The sequence below is a fragment of the Agrobacterium sp. CCNWLW32 genome (genome assembly GCF_037083425.1).
Classification (GTDB): domain Bacteria; phylum Pseudomonadota; class Alphaproteobacteria; order Rhizobiales; family Rhizobiaceae; genus Agrobacterium; species Agrobacterium radiobacter.
Window position 1 is genome coordinate 47,763 of sequence record NZ_JBAOJM010000002.1, and the last position, 18,814, is coordinate 66,576.

At 60.3% G+C, this 18,814-nt stretch carries 18 protein-coding genes; 5 read left to right on the forward strand and 13 right to left on the reverse strand.

Annotation, left to right across the window (positions count from 1 at the left end; genetic code table 11):
* Positions 1-215: 215 nt before the first annotated feature.
* From V6R85_RS04175 to V6R85_RS04185, 3 genes are all read right to left on the reverse strand, one after another.
* Positions 216-683 (reverse strand): BA14K family protein, encoded by a 468-nt coding sequence (locus V6R85_RS04175; protein WP_003503095.1) that lies wholly within the window; start codon positions 681-683, stop codon positions 216-218.
* Between the two features lie 185 nt (positions 684-868).
* Entirely contained in the window at positions 869-1,951 is a 1,083-nt protein-coding gene (locus tag V6R85_RS04180) for a hybrid-cluster NAD(P)-dependent oxidoreductase (protein WP_107675177.1), read from the reverse strand.
* 7 nt (positions 1,952-1,958) lie between these two features.
* The gene (locus V6R85_RS04185; protein WP_003503099.1) at positions 1,959-3,203 is read right to left on the reverse strand and encodes an aromatic ring-hydroxylating oxygenase subunit alpha; all 1,245 of its coding nucleotides are present in this window, start codon (positions 3,201-3,203) and stop codon (positions 1,959-1,961) included.
* Positions 3,204-3,535: 332 nt separating this feature from the next.
* On the opposite strand from V6R85_RS04185, the gene V6R85_RS04190 reads away from it, so the two are divergent.
* The 3 genes from V6R85_RS04190 (at position 3,536) to V6R85_RS04200 (ending at position 6,751) form a co-directional block, all read left to right on the forward strand.
* The gene (locus V6R85_RS04190) at positions 3,536-4,144 is read left to right on the forward strand and encodes a DUF6656 family protein (RefSeq protein WP_060722977.1); all 609 of its coding nucleotides are present in this window, start codon (positions 3,536-3,538) and stop codon (positions 4,142-4,144) included.
* Between the two features lie 145 nt (positions 4,145-4,289).
* Positions 4,290-5,267 (forward strand): L-threonylcarbamoyladenylate synthase, encoded by a 978-nt coding sequence (locus tag V6R85_RS04195; protein ID WP_111833806.1) that lies wholly within the window; start codon positions 4,290-4,292, stop codon positions 5,265-5,267.
* 50 nt (positions 5,268-5,317) lie between these two features.
* Positions 5,318-6,751, forward strand: a complete 1,434-nt coding sequence (locus V6R85_RS04200; protein WP_111833672.1) for an FAD-binding oxidoreductase — start codon at positions 5,318-5,320, stop codon at positions 6,749-6,751.
* Positions 6,752-6,761: 10 nt separating this feature from the next.
* On the opposite strand, the gene V6R85_RS04205 is transcribed toward V6R85_RS04200, so the two are convergent.
* On the reverse strand, positions 6,762-7,280 hold the full coding sequence (locus V6R85_RS04205) for a hypothetical protein (RefSeq protein WP_060726391.1): 519 nt from the start codon (positions 7,278-7,280) through the stop codon (positions 6,762-6,764).
* Between the two features lie 286 nt (positions 7,281-7,566).
* On the opposite strand from V6R85_RS04205, the gene V6R85_RS04210 reads away from it, so the two are divergent.
* Together V6R85_RS04210 and V6R85_RS04215 are read left to right on the forward strand one after the other, a co-directional pair.
* The gene (locus V6R85_RS04210; protein ID WP_003503108.1) at positions 7,567-8,724 is read left to right on the forward strand and encodes a PA0069 family radical SAM protein; all 1,158 of its coding nucleotides are present in this window, start codon (positions 7,567-7,569) and stop codon (positions 8,722-8,724) included.
* Between the two features lie 449 nt (positions 8,725-9,173).
* Entirely contained in the window at positions 9,174-9,827 is a 654-nt protein-coding gene (locus V6R85_RS04215) for a ribonuclease HII (protein ID WP_077998424.1), read from the forward strand.
* A gap of 56 nt (positions 9,828-9,883) precedes the next feature.
* Here the strand turns inward: V6R85_RS04215 and chrA are convergent, their stop codons facing one another.
* From chrA to V6R85_RS04260, 9 genes are all read right to left on the reverse strand, one after another.
* Entirely contained in the window at positions 9,884-11,281 is a 1,398-nt protein-coding gene (chrA, locus tag V6R85_RS04220) for a chromate efflux transporter (RefSeq protein ID WP_111833673.1), read from the reverse strand.
* A 4-nt stretch (positions 11,282-11,285) separates the two neighbouring features.
* Complete coding sequence (locus tag V6R85_RS04225) at positions 11,286-12,098, reverse strand: chromate resistance protein ChrB domain-containing protein (RefSeq protein WP_020010563.1); 813 nt, start codon at positions 12,096-12,098, stop codon at positions 11,286-11,288.
* 393 nt (positions 12,099-12,491) lie between these two features.
* The gene (locus tag V6R85_RS04230) at positions 12,492-12,977 is read right to left on the reverse strand and encodes a F0F1 ATP synthase subunit B (RefSeq protein WP_020010562.1); all 486 of its coding nucleotides are present in this window, start codon (positions 12,975-12,977) and stop codon (positions 12,492-12,494) included.
* A 1-nt stretch (position 12,978) separates the two neighbouring features.
* Positions 12,979-13,620 (reverse strand): F0F1 ATP synthase subunit B, encoded by a 642-nt coding sequence (locus tag V6R85_RS04235; RefSeq protein ID WP_099085613.1) that lies wholly within the window; start codon positions 13,618-13,620, stop codon positions 12,979-12,981.
* An 80-nt stretch (positions 13,621-13,700) separates the two neighbouring features.
* Positions 13,701-13,928, reverse strand: a complete 228-nt coding sequence (locus tag V6R85_RS04240; protein WP_003494147.1) for a F0F1 ATP synthase subunit C — start codon at positions 13,926-13,928, stop codon at positions 13,701-13,703.
* 72 nt (positions 13,929-14,000) lie between these two features.
* Positions 14,001-14,750 carry a F0F1 ATP synthase subunit A gene (locus V6R85_RS04245; RefSeq protein WP_003503121.1) on the reverse strand — a complete coding sequence of 250 codons (750 nt, stop codon included), beginning with the start codon at positions 14,748-14,750 and terminating at the stop codon, positions 14,001-14,003.
* 60 nt (positions 14,751-14,810) lie between these two features.
* Positions 14,811-15,176: an AtpZ/AtpI family protein gene (locus V6R85_RS04250; RefSeq protein ID WP_020010559.1), complete on the reverse strand. Its 366-nt coding sequence runs from the start codon at positions 15,174-15,176 to the stop codon at positions 14,811-14,813.
* 270 nt (positions 15,177-15,446) lie between these two features.
* Positions 15,447-16,610, reverse strand: a complete 1,164-nt coding sequence (locus V6R85_RS04255) for a cell wall hydrolase (RefSeq protein WP_162695456.1) — start codon at positions 16,608-16,610, stop codon at positions 15,447-15,449.
* A gap of 279 nt (positions 16,611-16,889) precedes the next feature.
* The gene (locus V6R85_RS04260) at positions 16,890-18,809 is read right to left on the reverse strand and encodes a potassium transporter Kup (RefSeq protein WP_111833674.1); all 1,920 of its coding nucleotides are present in this window, start codon (positions 18,807-18,809) and stop codon (positions 16,890-16,892) included.
* Between the last annotated feature and the right edge of the window lie 5 nt (positions 18,810-18,814).

Sequence of the window (18,814 nt, forward strand, 5' to 3'; positions counted from 1 at the left end):
CCATTCACGACGGTCGACAGGCCGTTGGACGTGAATAATAACACCTTTTTCTTCTTACTCAGCCAGTTTGTCGGTTCTGGCCGGAACATTACCGGTTGCAGGCTAGGCGTTTTCGTCTGAACCCAGCATTAACGATCCATTCACGCTTCGGTTACCCGGCCCGGCCGCCTGAAAGCAAAAGCCCGGATCAAAATCCGGGCTTTCGAAAACCACTATCAGCGGCTGTAAGGCGATACGCATATGCGGCGCGGACCGCTATTTGGCTGGTAGCTGTTGTCGTAAGCGCGATACGAGCGCCAGCGGTTCTGGCACCATTCGACATGGCTGCCGCCATAGGCCGGGCGCGGCTGCGACATGGCGCCGCCGATGATCGCGCCTGCGGCAAAGGCTGCAAGCGGGAACCAGTAACCGTTGTGATAACGGTAGCCCGGACGGCGATCGCGATAACCGCGGTGACCATTGTAATATCCATCACGCGGCGGGCGCGGGCGATACATGCGGTCGCCGTACCTGCGGTCGCCTCTGCGGTCCCATTCGCGGTACTGCACCGGCACAACATTATTGTCGGCCGTGATCGCCGGCTTCGGCATCGGCACGGGCGCCTGGAACGCCTGCGATGGCGTAAAGCTGGTGAGGAACACGACTATCGCCGTGGCGACACTCGTTGTCCGGAAATTCATCATGATCTTCCTCCGTTTGCTTCAGCGCGTTGGACCACGCCTTTTCACCCACTCGCTCTTGTCGGAGATATGGGACAGCCCCGTTCTACGCCCGAAAAGAATTCGATGACGTGCAAACGAGTTTAGAGAAATTTAGTTCCAAGACAACTATCCGGTGAAAGACGAATGAGATGAAACGCCTGCTCGTGTCAGGCTTCCACCTTCACGTCAGTCAGAGGCCGCGAGCAGCAGGCAAGAATATAGCCTTCCTCGATTTCCTCATCGAGAATGCCGCCATTGTGGTTCATCTCCACCTCACCCGAAAGCTTCAGCACCCGGCAGGTGCCGCAGATGCCGGATTCGCAGGCAGCGCCGATACGGACGCCGGCGGCACGCGCCGTCATCAGAACCGTCTGGCCGGGCTGGCAGGGCATTTCCTTGCCGGAAAGGGTGAAACCCACCATCGACAGTGCCTCGCCATCCGCACCGGTGAGGACGTTTTCACCAACGGTGACCGGGGCAGCCGGCGCGAAGCTTTCCTGATGGTAGCGACTCATATCGAAGCCGGATGCGTCGAGCATCGAGCGGACGGCGGCCATGAACGGCTCCGGCCCGCAACAGAAGACGGTGCGCTCCATGAAATCTGGCGCCAGAAGCGCGATCTTGGCCTTGTCGACCATGCCTTTCAGGCCAGACCACAGGTCGGTGCGACCGCATTTCTCGACAATGAAGCCGAGCGAGAGGTTCGGCATGAAACGGGCGAGATATTCCAGTTCGTGACGGAAGACGATATCGCCGGGTGTGCGCGAACAATTGACGAAGGCAATGTCGCTCTGCGGCGCGCGGTCACTCATGTCGCGCACCATTGACATCATCGGCGTGACGCCGGAGCCTGCCGAAATGAAGAGATATTTGTCGCCGGGATGCTTGACGTAGGAAAAGTCGCCGAGCGGCCCCAGCGCCCGGATTTTCATGCCGGGCTTCAGATTGTCGAACATCCAGCGCGTGCCGATGCTGTTGGCCTGCGCTTTGACCGTGACCGACAGCGCGTAGGGTCGCGACGGGCTGGAGGACAAGGTGTAGGTGCGGTAGAGCGGCTCCGCACCCACGGGCAATTCCAGCGTGACGAACTGGCCCGGCAGATAACGGAACCAGTTCTGGTCCTCGGAGCGGAACAGAAACGTCATGACGTCCGGGGTCTCGGGCGTCACTGAAATGCATTCCAGCAGCTGGAGCTTGTCGCTCCACGGCTTCATCTCGTCTATGTGCTTGTAGGTCACAACCATATTCATCTTCGCATCACGCTACAGCAGAGAGCCGGGCCTTATCGCCGGAGAGCCGGTCGACCATGAAATCGGAATACCAGTTGACGAACTGCATCACGCCGCCCTCATCCTCCATGGAATAGGGGCCGGGCTCATAGGCGGGCGAGCGAATGCCGAAGGCATTTTCCTCGACGATGCGGCGGTCCTGGTCATTGGTCTCGTTCCAGACGTGGGTGAGATCTTCAAGATCGTAGTCCACGCCTTCAACCGCATCCTTGTGCACCAGCCATTTGGTGGTGACCATGGTTTCCGTGGCGCTGAGCGGCAGCACGCGGAAGGAAATGGTGTGGTCGCCGAGGAAATGATTCCAGGTCGTCGGGTAATGGAACAGGAGCAGCGCGCCGATATGGCTGATGCTGACATCCTCCGAAAGCGGTCGGCGCACGGCGCGCTTGCCAGACATGGTGTAGCTTTCCGCTTCACCAATCAGCGGCATGCGGGCGACGCGGAACTGGCCCTTCGGGTCGATCTTGAAGCGGCTCGGCAGGCCGGCGGCCTCGCAGCGCGCCCAGTGGCCGCCGATTTCGGGGTCGCTGGCACCGCCATCCGTTCCCGTCACGCTCGGGTTTTCGGGATAGGTGCGGCAGAGTTCCGGGTGGTTGGCGGCGCAATGGTAGCACTCGCGGTTGTTTTCCCAGACGAGCTTCCAGTTGCCCTTTTCGATGATCGTGCTTTCATGCGCGACCTTCGCTTCCCAGATGCGGTGCGGAGCCATGTAGCTCTCGACTTCCTTGCGCATGGGCTCGAAATCCGCCGGCTGATCGGCAAGGCAGATGAAGACGTAACCGGCGACGGTTTCGCAGGCAACAGGCTTCAGGCCGAAATCGCCCTTGTCGAACTCTTCACCCATGTGACGTGCGAAGAGCAGCTTGCCGTCGAGATCGTAGGTCCACTGGTGGTAAGGACAGACAAGGCGCGCCGACTGGCCCTTCTGCGTGGTGCAGACGCGGGAGCCGCGGTGGCGACAGGAATTGTGGAAGGCGCGGATCTGCCCATCGCGACCGCGAACGATGACGACGGAATAGGCGCCGACCTGAACGGTGAAATAGCTGCCGGACTTCTGCACTTCGCAATCATGGCCGACAAACAGCCAGTCGCGATACCAGATCGTTTCCATATCCAGCTTGAAATAATCCGGGTCCGTGTAGAAGGGCTGTTCCAGGCTGAAGCCTTCGCGGCGGTTTTTCAGCTGGCGCAATACGGTATCACGCAATTCCATGGCCAAATCCTCGATCAAACCGCCCTGCCCGACACCATTTGCGGGGTTGCGGAAGCATGTACTCATCTAAACACCGGCGGTCATTTGCGGCAGCACAAACAGCGACATCGGCTTCCGCATTGGCGACAAATTGCGACATGCGCAATTCGCCGTCGCAGCCCATTCCGCTGGGAAATCCGACAGCTATTCAATGTCGGAAATCACGTCGCAATATGACGCATGATGTCGCGCGCTTTACTCCCCACCCGTTAAAAAACGGGAGGCGCGACGCAACGGAGTATTAACGCGCCCTAAACTATCTTGCCGGATCGACAGCAACGAGGGCGCTTCCGGTGGAGAAGGCGACACGCATACGCTATTTCGATGCGAGCAGGCATTCGGTCACACCGATAAGATCGAAGACCGCGCATTCGGATTTCCTGCGGACAGGGCGCATCAGCCGTTATGAAGAGCGCTGGTTGCCGAGGGAACGCGTCTATTACAGTCATGATGAAGTGGCTGCGCTGACCGGGCGAAAGCTGGAAGCCGCCGCCGATGCCACCCACAACCGTCTCAACGCCTTTCACCAGTCCATCCGTTTCCCGAAGATGGTTTTTCACCATCTGCTCAATGACCGGCCGCATCTCGGCTATTGTCACGTCACGGCGGCGAAAACGAGCTTCGATGCCGAGCGCCATGTGCTCTGGTCGTTCTATTTCGCGAATTTCTTCGCCGAGCTGAGCGGGGCCGGGAACTTCTTCGAAAATATCGATGCGCGCTATTCACGGATGTATTTCGCCGTCGCCATCAACGCGCTTCCGGATCAGGAAATCGCCGTCGACACCTCCATCCATCGCGGCGGCTTGCTGTTCCAGACCCATGATCCGCGCGTGGCGCTGAAAAATGTGCTCATGCTCGGCGCGCGGTCCGAGGAGATGCGCAAGGTCATCAAGGCGATATAGAAGCGATAGAGCGCCCCGGCGCTTTATCTTTATTTGTTTTATGCAAGTCGTTATCCCGAAACCGCGGACCACTTTCGGGCGACATGCATTAGCGCTTCCCACTCCGCCCTGAAATACGCTATTGACCGCCCTGAAAGGCAGCATCATGGCGCGTCATATCAATATAGACAACGAGCGGGAAACAGCCCTGCAGGCAGCAGCAACCGAGCTTGCCGCCGGCCAACCCATCGCCCTGCCGACGGAAACGGTCTACGGCCTTGCCGCCGACGCCACCAACCCGGCGGCGATTACCCGCATTTACGAGACGAAGGGCCGGCCGCAGTTCAACCCCTTGATCTGCCACATGGCCGATATCGCCATGGCCGAACGTTACGCCGTCTTCGATCCCATATCGCGGAAACTCGCGGAGGCCTTCTGGCCCGGCCCGCTGACACTGGTGCTACCGCTGAACCCGGCAAGCGATATTCATTCGCTGGCGACGGCCGGGCTCGATACGGTCGGCATTCGTGTGCCCCAGGGTTTTGCCGGCGATCTCATCCGCCGCTTCGGCAGGCCGCTCGCCGCCCCCAGCGCCAATAGTTCCGGCAAGATCAGCCCGACAAGTGCCGCCCATGTGGAAGCGGATCTCGGCCAGAAGATCAATCTCATTCTCGACGGCGGCGCAGCCTCCGTCGGCGTCGAATCCACCATCGTCAAGGTGGAAGAGGATGGCCGGGTGCGGCTGCTTCGTCCCGGCGGCATCGTCACCGAGGACATAGAACGTGTTGCGGGCAAAAGCCTCGAACGGCCCAAAAAAGCCGCCGCCGCCATTGAGGCGCCGGGAATGCTGGCCTCGCATTATGCGCCGGGCGCCGCCGTGCGCCTTCACGCCACCTCGGTTCTGCCGGGCGAAGCGCTAATCCGCTTCGGCGGCATCGCCATATCAGGCGAAGAGGCCGCGCGCACCGTTCTCGACCTTAGCCCCACCGGCGATCTTGCCGAGGCCGCCGCCAATCTGTTCGATTATCTGAAAGCCGCCGATGCGAGCGGTGCGGACACCATCGCCATCACCGCCATTCCCACCCATGGTCTCGGAGAGGCGATCAACGACCGCCTTTCCCGCGCCGCCGCGCCGCGAGGCTGACGGCACCCAATCCTTTCGCCCATGTTTCAAAAGACAGCGAGACGCCGCCCATGACGACCACCGCCATCCCCTCCTCCGACATCCTTGACCGCTTTGCCGCCATTGTCGGCGAAAAGAACGCGGTGCGTGACCCGGCGGAAATGGCGCCGCGGCTGGTGGAAAATCGCGGCCTTTATCGCGGCGCCTCGCCGTTGCTGCTCAAGCCGGGGTCGGTCGAAGAGGTCTCGGCCATTCTGCAGCTCGCCAGCGAGACCGGCACTGCCATCGTGCCGCAGACCGGCAATACCGGCCTTGTGGGCGGCCAGACGCCGCGTGCCGATGGCACCGACATCATCCTGTCGCTGGAACGCATGAACCGCATCCGCGATATCGATCCGGTCGCCAATATCATCGTCGCCGATGCCGGCTGCATTCTCGACGACATCCACAAGGCCGCCGACACGGTGGAGCGCATGTTCCCGCTGTCGCTCGGCTCTCAAGGGTCCTGCCGCATCGGCGGCAATCTCGCCACCAATGCCGGCGGCACGGCGGTTCTGGCCTATGGCAATATGCGCCAGCTGTGCCTCGGGCTCGAAGTGGTGCTGCCGACAGGCGAAATCTGGAACGGGCTGCGCCGGCTGAAGAAGGACAACACCGGTTACGATCTGCGTGATCTCTTCATCGGCTCGGAAGGCACGCTTGGCGTCATCACCGGCGCGGTGTTGAAGCTCTTCCCGAAGCCGCTCGGCCATCAGGTGGCCTTTGCGGGGCTGACCTCCACCGAAGATGCGCTGAAGCTGTTTGAAATGGCCTCCAACCTCTGCGGCACGGCGCTGACCGGCTTCGAACTCATGCCGCGAATCGGCGTCGAATTCACCGCCAGACATATTCCCGGCGTGCGCGATCCCCTGGAGCAACCGCACGACTGGTACGCGCTCATCGATATCTCCACCTCCGATTCGGCGGAGACGGCGGATAGCATGATGCAATCGCTGCTGGAGCGCGGTTTTGAGGCCGGGCTGGTTCAGGACGCCGTGCTCGCCGCATCGGAGGCGCAGCGACAGGCGCTCTGGCACATGCGCGAGAGCATGTCGGATGCGCAGAAGCCCGAAGGCGGGTCGATCAAGCACGATGTTTCCGTTCCGGTTTCAAAAATACCGGAATTCATGGCGACGGCGGAAAAGGCGGTTCTCGCTGCCATCCCGGGCGCGCGTGTCTGCGCCTTCGGCCATCTGGGTGACGGCAATATCCATTACAATATTTCCCAGCCTGTCGGTGCCGACAAGGCCGAATTCCTCGGCCGCTGGCGGGATATGAACGAGGTCGTGCATGGCATCGTGCTGTCGCTCGGCGGCTCCATTTCGGCCGAACACGGCATAGGGCAATTGAAGCGCGATGAACTGGCCGCCATTCGCCCCGGCATCGAAATGGAGCTGATGCGACGCATCAAACATGCTTTCGACCCCGCCGGCATCATGAATCCCGGCAAGGTTCTGGCCGGGTAAGACGCGCCCGTTAAGCCGAAGCCCGCAGCGCCCAGGCGGGTACTATTTCCGCATTCAGCCGGCGCGGTTTCTGCGCGCCGACAAATTGCGTCAGGCTCATGCCCGATCTGGCGATCGACAGGGCATGCTTCTTTGGCAGAAGATATCCGTGTTCCAATGGCGGAATACGGCGCAGCACGCGGCTGAAGACATTGCGCCGGTGATAGCGCGAGGGCGAGAAGCGGGCCGGCTGCGCGCAGATCGCCACATATTCGAGAATCTCGTCGATCCAGCCCGCCTGCGGGCGCGCGCCGGGCTCGATCAGAAGCAGCCAGCCGCCGCGCGCGGACTTCACGACATCCTCGATGTCCCATTGCCCATAAAAACGGCAACCGGCGGCATCGGCGACGCGCGACGACCCATCGCGCGAACCGTGATCAAGAATCACAACATCACTTACAAGCCCTTCCACGGCCCCGGTGACAAGCGCAGACAGCGTATGCGCCAGTTCCGGTTCGTGATCCCGGCATTCCATTATGACTGTCAACATCTGCATAGCTCTAACGCATCGCACAATAAATTGCCACTGTGCTGATCGCGGTAAAATCCGTGGCTGCTTATGCCGACCATCACGCGGCCTCCGCACGCGGTCAGGCATATCGCGGTCACGCCCCTGTCTGATGCGCGAGCTGAATCTGCAATTTTGTTCTTGTAATGTTCTCATTCCTGATGTAGGAATTTAATCATTCGGAAGGCGATAAAAGCCCGTCCGGACGGAAACGGTTTAGGGCGTTGAGCGTGCCTCGAAAGGCGTGCGGCGTCCTGGGAGCATCCAGATGAGAAACCATACGCTTTCGGGGCAGGCTGCCTTCCAGCCGAGCCATATGCCTGACATTGCCAATGCGCTGGCCGATGCATCTGGCCTGCGCATCGAGATCGACCGCCGTCGCGGCCGTGGCGCCGGGCTCAATCCGGATGGACGTTTCGAGACCTTGCAGCACGAGGTTTTCGACGATGGCTGGCAGACGCTCGAGGACATGCCGGAGTTCCGCACCGAGGTGCAGGTGGAGAAGCCACGCAGCATCATCACCCGCAATGAATCGCCCGACATCCCGTTCGACCGCTCCATCAATCCCTATCGCGGCTGCGAACATGGCTGTATCTATTGTTTCGCAAGGCCGACACACAGCTATATGGGACTTTCGGCCGGTCTGGATTTCGAATCGAAGCTCTTCGCCAAGCCGGATGCGGCAAAGCTGCTGGAAAGGGAACTGGCGAAACCGGGCTACAAGCCAAGGGTGATCGCCATTGGCACCAATACCGACCCTTATCAGCCGATTGAGCGCGAATGGCGCATCATGCGGCAGATACTGGAAGTGCTGGCCAAGGCCGATCATCCCGTCGCCATCGTCACCAAATCGGCGCTGATCAAGCGGGATATCGACATTCTGGCGCCCATGGCCAAAAAGGGGCTCGCCAAGGTCGGCATTTCCGTGACGACGCTGGACCGCAAGCTCGCGCGCAACATGGAGCCGCGCGCCGCCACGCCGGAGAAGCGGCTGGACGCGGTGAAGGCGCTGACCGAGGCGGGCATTCCCGTGGCCGTGATGATGGCGCCTGTCATTCCGGCACTCAACGATCATGAAATCGAGCGCATTCTCGAGGCCGGCAAGGCCGCCGGCGCCACCGAAGCATCTTATGTGCTTTTGCGCCTGCCGCTGGAGGTGAGCCCGCTGTTCCGCGACTGGCTGCTGCGCAACTATCCGGACCGTTACCGCCATGTCATGTCGCTGGTGCGCTCCATGCGTGACGGCAAGGATTATGACGCGGAATTCGGAAAACGCATGAAGGGCGCCGGCCCCTATGCCTGGCAGATCGGCAGGCGTTTCGAGATGGCCACGAAGCGGCTTGGCCTCATCCGCCGCGGCATCCACCTGCGTGACGATCTCTTCGTGCCGCCGGGCGGTGCAGGCGTGCAATTGTCGCTGCTTTGAGAAGTAAACGCTGAAAGTGACTGAGGTGATGGATGCCCGAACTGAACTCGACGTCATCCTCGGGCTTGACCCGAGGATATAAACCGAGCGCGATAGTGGATCCTCGGGTCAAGCCCGAGGATGACGTCGAGCATGAAGGATAACTCGCCAACAATCGGAGGCTCTGTGAGCCTATATTAAACGGAATTCAAAACGATAGGGAGCAACCTTCTCATCTTGTTGCTCCCCACGAAATGCCCGACGGGTTTTCCCTGGCCCGCCGGACATCGCCCCCGGAGCCGCCGCCTCGCGTGCGATCGTTTTTCCTCCGCCGCCCCGTTGGAGGATCAAAGGTCATGATGACCTTCGGGGCACGGTGAGCCACGCCCCTTGACCCCGGCTCACCATGCCTGTCATCGCCCGCTTCCGGGGGCTTGCAGGAGATCGGGTGTGTGTGCCAGTTTCGCCGCATGAAACGCACGGCCACACCCGATTCTCCTGCCCTTTTTGATCTTGCCGAAACCGGCCCTGACTTCTCCTTCGAGCTGGAGGCGAAAAAGAAGGGCCTCTGGCCCGTCGCCGGCACGGATGAGGCAGGCCGGGGGCCTTTGGCCGGACCCGTGGTTGCGGCAGCCGTCATTCTTGATCCGGACAATATTCCCAAGGGGATGGACGATTCCAAGAAGCTAACCAAGCAGAAGCGGGAAAGCCTGTTCGTACAGATCATGGAAACCTCGATCGTATCCGTCGCCTCCTCCGGCCCCGGCCTGATCGACAGCATGAATATCCTGCGCGCCAGCCTGGACGCCATGCGCCGCGCCGTGCTCGGTCTCGAAATCTCCCCTGCCCTCGTTCTCGCCGACGGCCGCGACCGGCCGCCGGGTATCACCTGCGAAGCCAAGGCCGTCATCAAGGGCGATTCCCGCTCCCTCTCCATCGCCGCAGCCTCGATCATCGCCAAGGTGACGCGCGACCGGATGATGGAACGCGCCGGTGTGGTGCACACATCCTACGGCTTCGAAGGCCATGCCGGCTACGGTACGCCCGCCCACCTGCGCGCCATCGAAAGCCACGGCCCCTGCCCGTTGCACAGGATGAGCTTTCGGCCGCTGAAGCGGGACTGATCGTGAATGAAGGTCCGGCAATCACTTCCGCGATAGGCCAAAGCGGACTCCGGGTTTCAAAATATCGACCGCCAGGCAATCCCAAGCGCTGCAGACAGGGCCAGCGTGACTATCACAGACAGCTTGAGCCGGAAAATGGCGAATGCCGCTAGCAATGTCAGGGCGAGCGACGGCAGCAGGAGTGATGAGAAGACTGGGACATCCAATGCCAGCGGGCCGAGGGCCACGGGTCGGACTTCCTCGAACAGCACGTGAAGTCCAAACCAGACCGCCAGGTTGAGGATCACCCCGACGACGGCCGCAGTGATGGCCGACATCGCCCCGCCAAGCGCCGCGTTACCGCGCATCTTCTCGATGAAGGGCGCACCAGCGAATATCCAAAGGAAACTCGGCAGGAAAGTTACCCAGGTCGTCAGGATCGCTCCGAGAGTTGCCGCCGCCAGCGGCGACAACGCCCCCGGATCGCGATAGCCCGCGAGAAAGCCGACGAACTGCGTTACCATAATGAGAGGACCGGGCGTCGTCTCGGCCATACCGAGACCATCAAGCATTTCTCCCGGACGAAGCCATCCATAGTTTTCCACCGCAGCCTGAGCGACGTAGGCGAGCACGGCATAGGCGCCGCCGAAGGTGACGACGGCCATCTGGCTAAAGAACAGACCCATCTTCGAGAACACATTGTCCCAACCGAGCACCAGGATCAGCGTCGCGACGGGAATGAGCCAGAGCGCTGCAAGAGTGCCAGAGGTTTTGAGCGACCAGGCAAGGTTGGGCCTGGCGTGAAGGGGAATGTCCTCGCCGAGGATGGAATCCCTGTCTTCGAGTATCTTGCCCGATCCCGACTTGTGTCCGCCGTTTGCCTTGAAAGCGTGAAGCCCTGTCCGCCCCCCGAAGCAGCCGATGATTGCGGCCGCGAGGATGATCAGTGGAAAGGGCACGTGAAGGAAGAAGATCGCGACGAAGGCGGCGGCCGCCATGGCGACCATCACATTGTTTTTCAGCGCCCTGCTGCCGATCCGAAAGACCGCCTGAACGACAACGGCGAGGACCGCGCATTTCAGCCCGAAGAACATGCCCTCGATCGCGGTGACGTCGCCGAAGATAACGTAGATGTAACTGAGCGCCAGGATGGATAGAAACCCCGGCAGGACGAACAGCAGGCCGGCGATCATGCCGCCCCTGGTCTTGTTCAGCAGCCAGCCGATATAGATGGCAAGCTGGTGAGCCTCCGGCCCCGGCAGCAGCATGCAGTAGTTGAGGGCATGCAGGAAACGGTGCTCACCCACCCAGCGCTTCTCGTCAACGACGATGCGGTGCATCACTGCTATCTGGCCTGCTGGGCCGCCGAAGCTGAGCGCTGCCACGCGCGCCCATACCTTCACGGCTTCGGAAAGCGGAACGATGTCGTCTTCGCCCGCATCCAGGCGGACACTGGTCTTTGCAAGGTCGGTCATGGTCTCATACCTTCCTCGGGTTGGGCCAGTTGTGGGTCTCCTCGGTTGCATCACGGCACCATCTGTAAAACGCATCGTAGAGCGTCATGCCGGCCGCGAGTTGTTCGAGGTCGTCGTTGAACATCCGGGATAAGCCGAGTGAGGCGGCAAGCAGTCCCGGCACTTCGGGGGCGAGGTCGGGTCTGGACGTATCTGCTCCCCGGACGATTGTCGCGAGGCGGAGCATGGGTTCCGTCGCAAGGCCGAATTCCTCGACCATGACGTCGAAGGTGCAAAGCTCGCCACGGTGGCTCCAGTAAACCTCTTCAATGTCGAAGGGCGTGGCGTTGAAGCGATCGGCGACCGCTGATACTTCCGCCGCCGCTACAAACAGGAAGACCGCCGAAGGATCGACGAAGCGCCGGATCAGCCACGGGCAGGCGATGCGGTCGATTTTCGGACGCGAGCGGGTTACCCAGACCGTCCGGCCACGGCTGTCGCGGGGCGGCAGCCTATCGTCGGGGACTAGGGCCGCTTTCGACGCACGCCAGGCTTCGAAGCCGCCTTCGAGAACCTCGGCGGCACTGCCAACCGCACGAAGGTGAGCGGCAACACCGTGACCGAGCTTCTGGCCTTTCTGACAGAGGACGACCAATGGCCCGGTAAGCCCTTCGGCCCAGTCCATCACTTGGCGGTAATCGCGCCGAATCGCTCCCGGTATGAGGCGGGGATCAGCAGCAAAGTCCTCGTCAGTGCGGACGTCGATAATCGTCGGCGCGTTGGGCGTGCCGATAATGCGATTGAGCTTTTCGGGTGTGATTTCAAGAAATGACGGCATCGCGCGTCCCTCCGTTTTTTCGGGTTCAAAGGACGCGATTCTTCGGCCGTGGCCTCATGGGGCGATCGCTACCCCATAGGTAAAAATTCGCACCGGAATTGGAATATGTCAAGCAGGTGACCGGGCGTCCTATCGGACCACACCAGCAAATGGCGCTTCTGTGCCTCGCTATCGAATAAGCCTTCCCGACGATAAGTTGGTTGCGTCAGAAAATGCACAGCATGTCCGCTGTTGGTGCAAAGCGGAAGAGCAATCCGATATCCGCCATTAAGAAGACTTTGGCCAAAGCGGGTCGATCACCCACCTTTGGCGCTATAACTCCAACCAGACTTGACAACAAAAAAACCCCTCGCAGCTCTCGCCGGAGGGGTTCTTATCAGTCCGAGATAAATCTCAGTTCAGCTTAGACTTCACTTCGCCAATCGTGGCGGTGAAAAGCTTGGCCTTAGTGGCAGCCGTGGTCTTTTCGGCCAGCAACTTCTCGGAAGCGGCAATGGCGATATCGACTGCGGCGGCGCGGACGGCGCCGATGGCGTCTTCTTCGGCCTGCTTGATCTTCTGTTCCGAAAGAGCCGTACGGCGGGCGACGAATTCTTCCGTCTTCTGCTTGGCTTCTTCGGTGAGCGCTGCGGCTTCACGCTCGGCGGCAGCAACGATGCCGGCGGCTTCAGCTTCGGCTTCCTTGCGCTTGCGCTGATATTCGGCCAGCAGGTGCTGGGCCTCTTCACGCAGGCGCTTGGCTTCGGCCAGCTCGTCCTGAATGTTCTGCGCGCGCTCGTCCAGAGACTTGGAGAGCATGCCCGGAACCTTGAGATAGGCGATCAGGACGAAAAAGAGAACAAGACCGACGAGAGCGAAAAATGATGCATCAAACGCCATATCAGGCTCCCTTCACAGTCGAAGCGGCTGCAATGGCGGCCTTGACGTCGGTATCCTTGACCTTAGTGCCGACCAGCTGGTCAACGATCGCGGTCGCGGTTTCCTCAGCAATGGCGCCGACATCGGCGAAAGCCTGTTCCTTGATACCAGCGATGCGCTTTTCGGCGGCGGCAAGCTTTTCAGCAAGTCCGGCCTCGATGGCGGCGCGATCGGCATCGGCCTTCGTTTTAGCGGCGTCACGTGCCGCGGCGCCGATAGAGCTTGCCTTGGCGCGGGCTGCCGCGAGTTCTTTTTCATAGGTTTCGACGGCAGCGTCGGCTTCGCTTTTCAGGCGTGCCGCTTCATCGAGATCCTGTGCGATGCGTCCATGACGGTTTTCGAGAATGCCGCCGACGCGCGGAACGATGACCTTCTGCATGAGCAGGTAGAAAAGGCCGAACGTAATCGCCAGCCAGAGAACCTGCGATGCATAAGTAGACTGGTCGAACGGCGGGAATACGCCGGAAGCACCGTGTTCAGCGCCGTGCGCCACACCGGTTTCCGTGTGCGTGGCTTCCGGTTGCGGCTGGCCGACAGCCGGAGTTTCCGTATGCGTTTCACCTACGGTCGGTGCTGACTGGGCATAAGCCTCGGTCACGAACATGCTCACCTCCAGGGGGACTGCAAATGCGAAGGATCACGGCACGCTATGTTGCGGGCCGTGATCCAGACCTGATGCTGATATTAAACAGCGAACAGGAGAAGGAGAGCAACGAGCAGCGAGAAGATGCCCAGAGCTTCCGTAACGGCAAAGCCGAATACCAGACGGCCGAACTGGCTGTCGGCAGCAGAGGGGTTGCGCAGTGCGCCGGACAGGTAATCACCGAAGATACGGCCGAGTGCGAGGGACGTACCAGCCATGCCGAGGCATGCGAGACCTGCGCCGATGTACTTTGCTGCTTCCGCTTCCATGTGAGACTCCTTGAGATATTGGTTGTTGCGGCTGTTTTTGACGCCCGTTGCCGGGGCCAGCGACTTTACTTCTCAGTGACCACCATGCACGGCGTCGTTCAGGTACATGCAAGTCAGTACCGCGAAGACGTAAGCCTGCAGGAAGGCAACGAGAAATTCGAGAGCGGTCATGGCGACCGTCATGATGAGCGGCAGAACTGCGCCACCGATGCCGAGCGCGCCAAGCGCACCCATGGAGGCAACGAAGCCTGCGAAAACCTTGAGCGTGATGTGGCCAGCCAGCATGTTCGCGAAAAGACGAACGGAAAGGCTGATCGGACGCGACAGGAACGAAATCATTTCAATTGACGCAACAAGCGGCAAAAGCGCCTTCGGCACGCCCGAGGGGGCGAAAATGCCGAAGAAGTGCAGGCCGTGCTTGTAAAAACCGTAAACGATGACCGTGCCGATAACGAGGCAGGCGAGCGCGAAGGTAACGATGATCTGGCTGGTGACCGTGAAGAAATACGGGAACATGCCAAGAAGGTTCGCCGTCAGCACGAACATGAACAGCGAGAACACGAATGGGAAGAACACCATGCCCTTCTTGCCGGCGCCTTCGCGCAGCATGGAGGCGATGAACTCGTAGGACATTTCAGCAACGGACTGCATGCGGGTCGGAATCAGACCGCGGTTCGACGTTGCGAAATAAAGGAAACCGGAAGCGGCAGCCACGGTCGCGACCATGAAGAGCGACGCATTGGTGAAGGAAAAATCGACGCCGCCAATTTCGATCGGAATGATCGGCTGCACCAAGAACTGATGGGTCGGATCGTTTGCCACCGGCTGCCCTCTTTACCTGTCGCCGCCTGTCGCGGCATCTCAACTGCAAGAAAAAACAGCTTAAACGCCGTCTTTTCCACCCTCGTCCTGTCTGTCCGCCTTTTCCAGCAGCGGCGGCTTGGCCACCGCGCCGGTCGAGCGCAACACATTCAATACGCCTGCGCAGAAACCGAGAAGAAGAAGAACGATCATCCCCCACGGCGTCGTGCCGGCAAAATAGTCCAGAAGATAACCCAGCATAGCGCCGACCACGATGGCCGAAATGAACTCCGATGAGAGCTTCACCGCCATCGCAAAACCTTTCCGGTTTTCCGCAGCGTTGGTCTCCGCCCTCACTTCCGCCTCATCCTCCGCCTTCACCTTTGCCAGTTCTTCGGCAAGGCGCTTGCGGCGCTCGTCCAGACTATCGTCACGGTTGCCAGTCATCTTAAAATCCCACCCATTTTCTCCGTTCCAGCCATGCCAGAACCCTTTGGAGTTGTAAACGGTGACGGATTAAGCCTGTTCCAGCCCGCTCTGAAGTCGCGCGCAACATAGTTTTAGGGGCTTCTCTAGTCAAGGCACTGCGAGCGGTTGTTTTGGCACAAATTAATCATGCAAAAACAATAGCTTGACATCAAATCGCGGTTTAGCGGCGATGTTTCCCCAGGGAATCGGCATTTTTGACACGCAAAATGCGACAAATTGGCGGTGTGATCAGCTCCAGCCGCCACCATAGGTACGGTAAAAGACGTGCAGGCCGATCCTGCCGACCTTCTTCATGGACTTGCCCCAGGCGGGACGCACATAAACGGCGTGATAATGGGTGGCGGAGCCCACTTCGTTCAACCAGATTTTGCCGGCGGTGGTGGCCATGGCCACTTCACGCGCCATCTTCCAGTGGCGTTCGGAGTTCACCCGGTCCTTGATATTGTCGCAGGCGAAAGAAAACTGGCAGCGGTTGCGCCAGTCCTTGTTCTGATAAACGACGCCGCAGATGGTTTTCGGATAAGCGGGGTTGCGCACGCGGTTGAGGATGACCTGCGCCACCGCCGCCTGTCCCTTCACCGATTCTCCGCGCGCCTCGAAATAGATGCCGGATGCCAGGCACTGCTGTTCGGCTGCGGAAAACACGGCGGCCGGCAGCGGGGTGGCTGCCCAGGCGTGATCGTCCTGGCTGATCTGCGGCACGAAACGACCGGCCTCGGGCTTTTTGAGGATGGCGTCGAAGGGCGACTCGCGAGCAAAATCCGGTTCGGCCGGCGCATAAGCCGTGGCAAGAATATCCGGCGTCCTGTTGGTGATGAGTTCGGCCAGCATCGGCGAGACGCTTTTGTCCGCCTTCTTTTCCTCACGACGGAAATAGAAGGAGGCGAGTTCCACGTCCTTGCCGCGCTTCGGCTTGACGAAAGCCGTGCGGTCCTTGCGCTTCAGCGGCTCGATATCCAGCATGCTGGTGCGCTGCAGGACGGAACCGGCGGTGAAGGCCTTGGGCGGCTGCATGATTTCGGTTGCGACGATGCGGCCCTTCTTGGCGGCGCGGTTGACGCGCTCGCTGTCCGGCGTCGTTGCCTCACCCTTCTTGTTGGTGACAAAGGCGACCTTGCTGCCATTGGGCAGGGTCATGCCGCCGCCATGCAATGCGGCCTCCCCTGCGGCATCATTGAAAGTCAGCGAGGCATTATGAACGGAGCCTGCCGGAGATGCCGTCAGCACCATGCGCCATTGCTCCCCGCCCTTGTCCAGCCCGGCCAGAAGCGAGGCCAGATCGGCACGGGCGGCGAGGGATGGAAAAACGAGCCAGGCGGCAAGGCCGAAGACGACGGGCGATGTCCATTTTGACGCCCACCCCTGAAGGGACACGGGGGACCGACGACGCATTACTCTTTTCGAACGCAAAACCAGCACTCCGAACACCGACAACCAAATTTGCTACAGGTGTTCGAGAATCTCTTATTAACCTTGATGCTTGGTTAACGCCGCGCCCGGACGCGCTTTCACGTTAATGTGTGAACATATTCTAATGCGCGTCGTGTTGCTTCAGATTCCATAATACCGCGCACAGCTTCATGCACAGCATCCCCACCGCGTCATTCCGGCCTTGAGCCGGAATGACGAAGGAAGGAGCGTCTCAGATTGCCGAGAGGCGTGCTCCCGTCATCAGACGACGACGTGGGAGCCGAGTTCCACCACACGGTTGGCCGGAAGGCGGAAATAATCGGACGGATCGGCGGCGGTTTCGGCAAGCGCTATGAACAGGCGGTTCTGCCAGCCCGGCATGCCCGATTTCGGATCCGGCACCAGCTTGCGGCGGCCGAGATAAAACGAGGTGGACATGATATCGAACTTGTAACCCGTACGGCGCAGATAGCCGAGCGCCTGGGTGACGTTCTGGGTTTCCATGAAGCCGAAATGCAGTTCGACCACGGCGAAACGATCACTCAGTTTCGTCAGCGTGTAACGATCCTCGGGGTGAACGCGCGGCTGGTCCTCAGTGCGGATCGTCAGGATGACATTCTTGTCGTGCAGGACGTGGTTATGCTTGAGATTGTGCAGCAATGCCGCCGGCGCAGCTTCCGGATCGCCGGTCAGGAAAATCGCGGTGCCGGGCACGCGCACCGGCGCATGGGCGCTTTCCTTTTCCACCGAAGCAACGAAAGCTTTCAGCGGCACATCGCCGCGGCGGGTCTTGGCGAAGAGGATTTTCGAGCCGCGCTGCCAGGTGGTCATGATGATGGTGAAGGCGATGGCCAGCAGCACCGGCACATAACCGCCATCGTGAATCTTCAGCAGGTTCGCGCCGAGGAAAATCAGTTCCAGCGTCAAGAGCGGGGCCAGCACCGCAACCGCGAGCCAGACCGACCATTGCCAGCGCTTGCGCACGAATTCGAAGAACATCAGGCTGGTGACGACCATCGCGCCGGTGACGGAAATACCGTAGGCGGTGGCCAGCGCATCCGAACTCTTGAAGGTGAGCACCAGCGCGACGACGCCGAACAGCAGGATGGTGTTGACGGCGGGCAGGTAGATCTGCCCCGTATTGGTTTCCGAGGTGAAGAGGATTTCCATGCGCGGCAGGTAGCCGAGATGGATCGCCTGACGCACGAGCGAAAACGCACCTGTTATGACCGCCTGGCTGGCGATGATGGTGGCGGCAGTCGCCAGAATGACGGCCGGCAGGATCGCCCATTGCGGGAACATCAGATAGAACGGATTGGACATCGCCGCCGGGTCTTTCAGCACCAGCGCGCCCTGACCGAGATAGTTCAGCGTCAATGCCGGGAAAACCAGACAGAACCACGCCCACTGGATGGGACGGCGACCGAAATGGCCGAGATCGGCGTAAAGCGCTTCCGCCCCTGTTATCGTCAGGAAGACCGCGCCCAGCACGACGATGCCGTAAAAACCTTCATTCGCCAGAAACTCGACCGCATGCCACGGGTTGAAGGCAAAGAGAATGCTGAAATCGTCGGCAATATGGATGAGGCCCGCAAGCCCCATGACGATGAACCAGACCGCGGTGATCGGCCCGAAGAACTTCGCCACCGTGCCCGTGCCGTGAGACTGAATGGCGAAGAGGCCAATGAGGATGCCGACGGAAATCGGAATGATGAATTCGTCCATCTCCGGCGTGACGAGTTTCAGGCCTTCCACCGCCGAAAGCACCGATAGTGCCGGGGTGATCATCGCATCGCCGAGAAACAGGGCAGCACCGATGAGGCCGAGCACGATGAGCACGCCGCGATGGGTGCCCGCCGTCTTCATCAGCAGCGCCAGCAGCGAAAGCGTGCCGCCTTCGCCGTCATTGTCGGCGCGCAGCAGCAGCGTGATATATTTGAAGGTGACGATGATCGTCAAAGACCAGATCATCAGTGATGTCAGGCCGATGACTTCTTCCTGAGTCACCCCGTCATAGGCGATGGGCCGCAGGGCTTCGCGAAAGGCATAGAGCGGGCTGGTGCCGATATCGCCATAGACGACGCCGATCGAACCAAGGATCGCGGCGTAAAGCCCCTTGTTCTTGTGCTCGTCATCGGCATCCGGTTTCTCGGCAACGTCCTTGTCAACGATCTGGGACATGATGA

Coding starts and splice junctions, on each gene's coding strand:
- V6R85_RS04255 (WP_162695456.1), bottom strand. CDS start 16,610: ATGCGTCGTCGGTCCCCCGTGTCCCTTCAGGGGTGGGCGTCAAAATGG.
- V6R85_RS04260 (WP_111833674.1), bottom strand. CDS start 18,809: ATGTCCCAGATCGTTGACAAGGACGTTGCCGAGAAACCGGATGCCGAT.
- V6R85_RS04240 (WP_003494147.1), bottom strand. CDS start 13,928: ATGGAAGCGGAAGCAGCAAAGTACATCGGCGCAGGTCTCGCATGCCTC.
- V6R85_RS04250 (WP_020010559.1), bottom strand. CDS start 15,176: ATGACTGGCAACCGTGACGATAGTCTGGACGAGCGCCGCAAGCGCCTT.
- chrA (WP_111833673.1), bottom strand. CDS start 11,281: ATGACCGACCTTGCAAAGACCAGTGTCCGCCTGGATGCGGGCGAAGAC.
- V6R85_RS04230 (WP_020010562.1), bottom strand. CDS start 12,977: ATGGCGTTTGATGCATCATTTTTCGCTCTCGTCGGTCTTGTTCTCTTT.
- V6R85_RS04180 (WP_107675177.1), bottom strand. CDS start 1,951: ATGAATATGGTTGTGACCTACAAGCACATAGACGAGATGAAGCCGTGG.
- V6R85_RS04175 (WP_003503095.1), bottom strand. CDS start 683: ATGATGAATTTCCGGACAACGAGTGTCGCCACGGCGATAGTCGTGTTC.
- V6R85_RS04200 (WP_111833672.1), top strand. CDS start 5,318: ATGACGACCACCGCCATCCCCTCCTCCGACATCCTTGACCGCTTTGCC.
- V6R85_RS04205 (WP_060726391.1), bottom strand. CDS start 7,280: ATGTTGACAGTCATAATGGAATGCCGGGATCACGAACCGGAACTGGCG.
- V6R85_RS04225 (WP_020010563.1), bottom strand. CDS start 12,098: ATGCCGTCATTTCTTGAAATCACACCCGAAAAGCTCAATCGCATTATC.
- V6R85_RS04195 (WP_111833806.1), top strand. CDS start 4,290: ATGGCGCGTCATATCAATATAGACAACGAGCGGGAAACAGCCCTGCAG.
- V6R85_RS04215 (WP_077998424.1), top strand. CDS start 9,174: ATGAAACGCACGGCCACACCCGATTCTCCTGCCCTTTTTGATCTTGCC.
- V6R85_RS04210 (WP_003503108.1), top strand. CDS start 7,567: ATGAGAAACCATACGCTTTCGGGGCAGGCTGCCTTCCAGCCGAGCCAT.
- V6R85_RS04235 (WP_099085613.1), bottom strand. CDS start 13,620: ATGTTCGTGACCGAGGCTTATGCCCAGTCAGCACCGACCGTAGGTGAA.
- V6R85_RS04185 (WP_003503099.1), bottom strand. CDS start 3,203: ATGGAATTGCGTGATACCGTATTGCGCCAGCTGAAAAACCGCCGCGAA.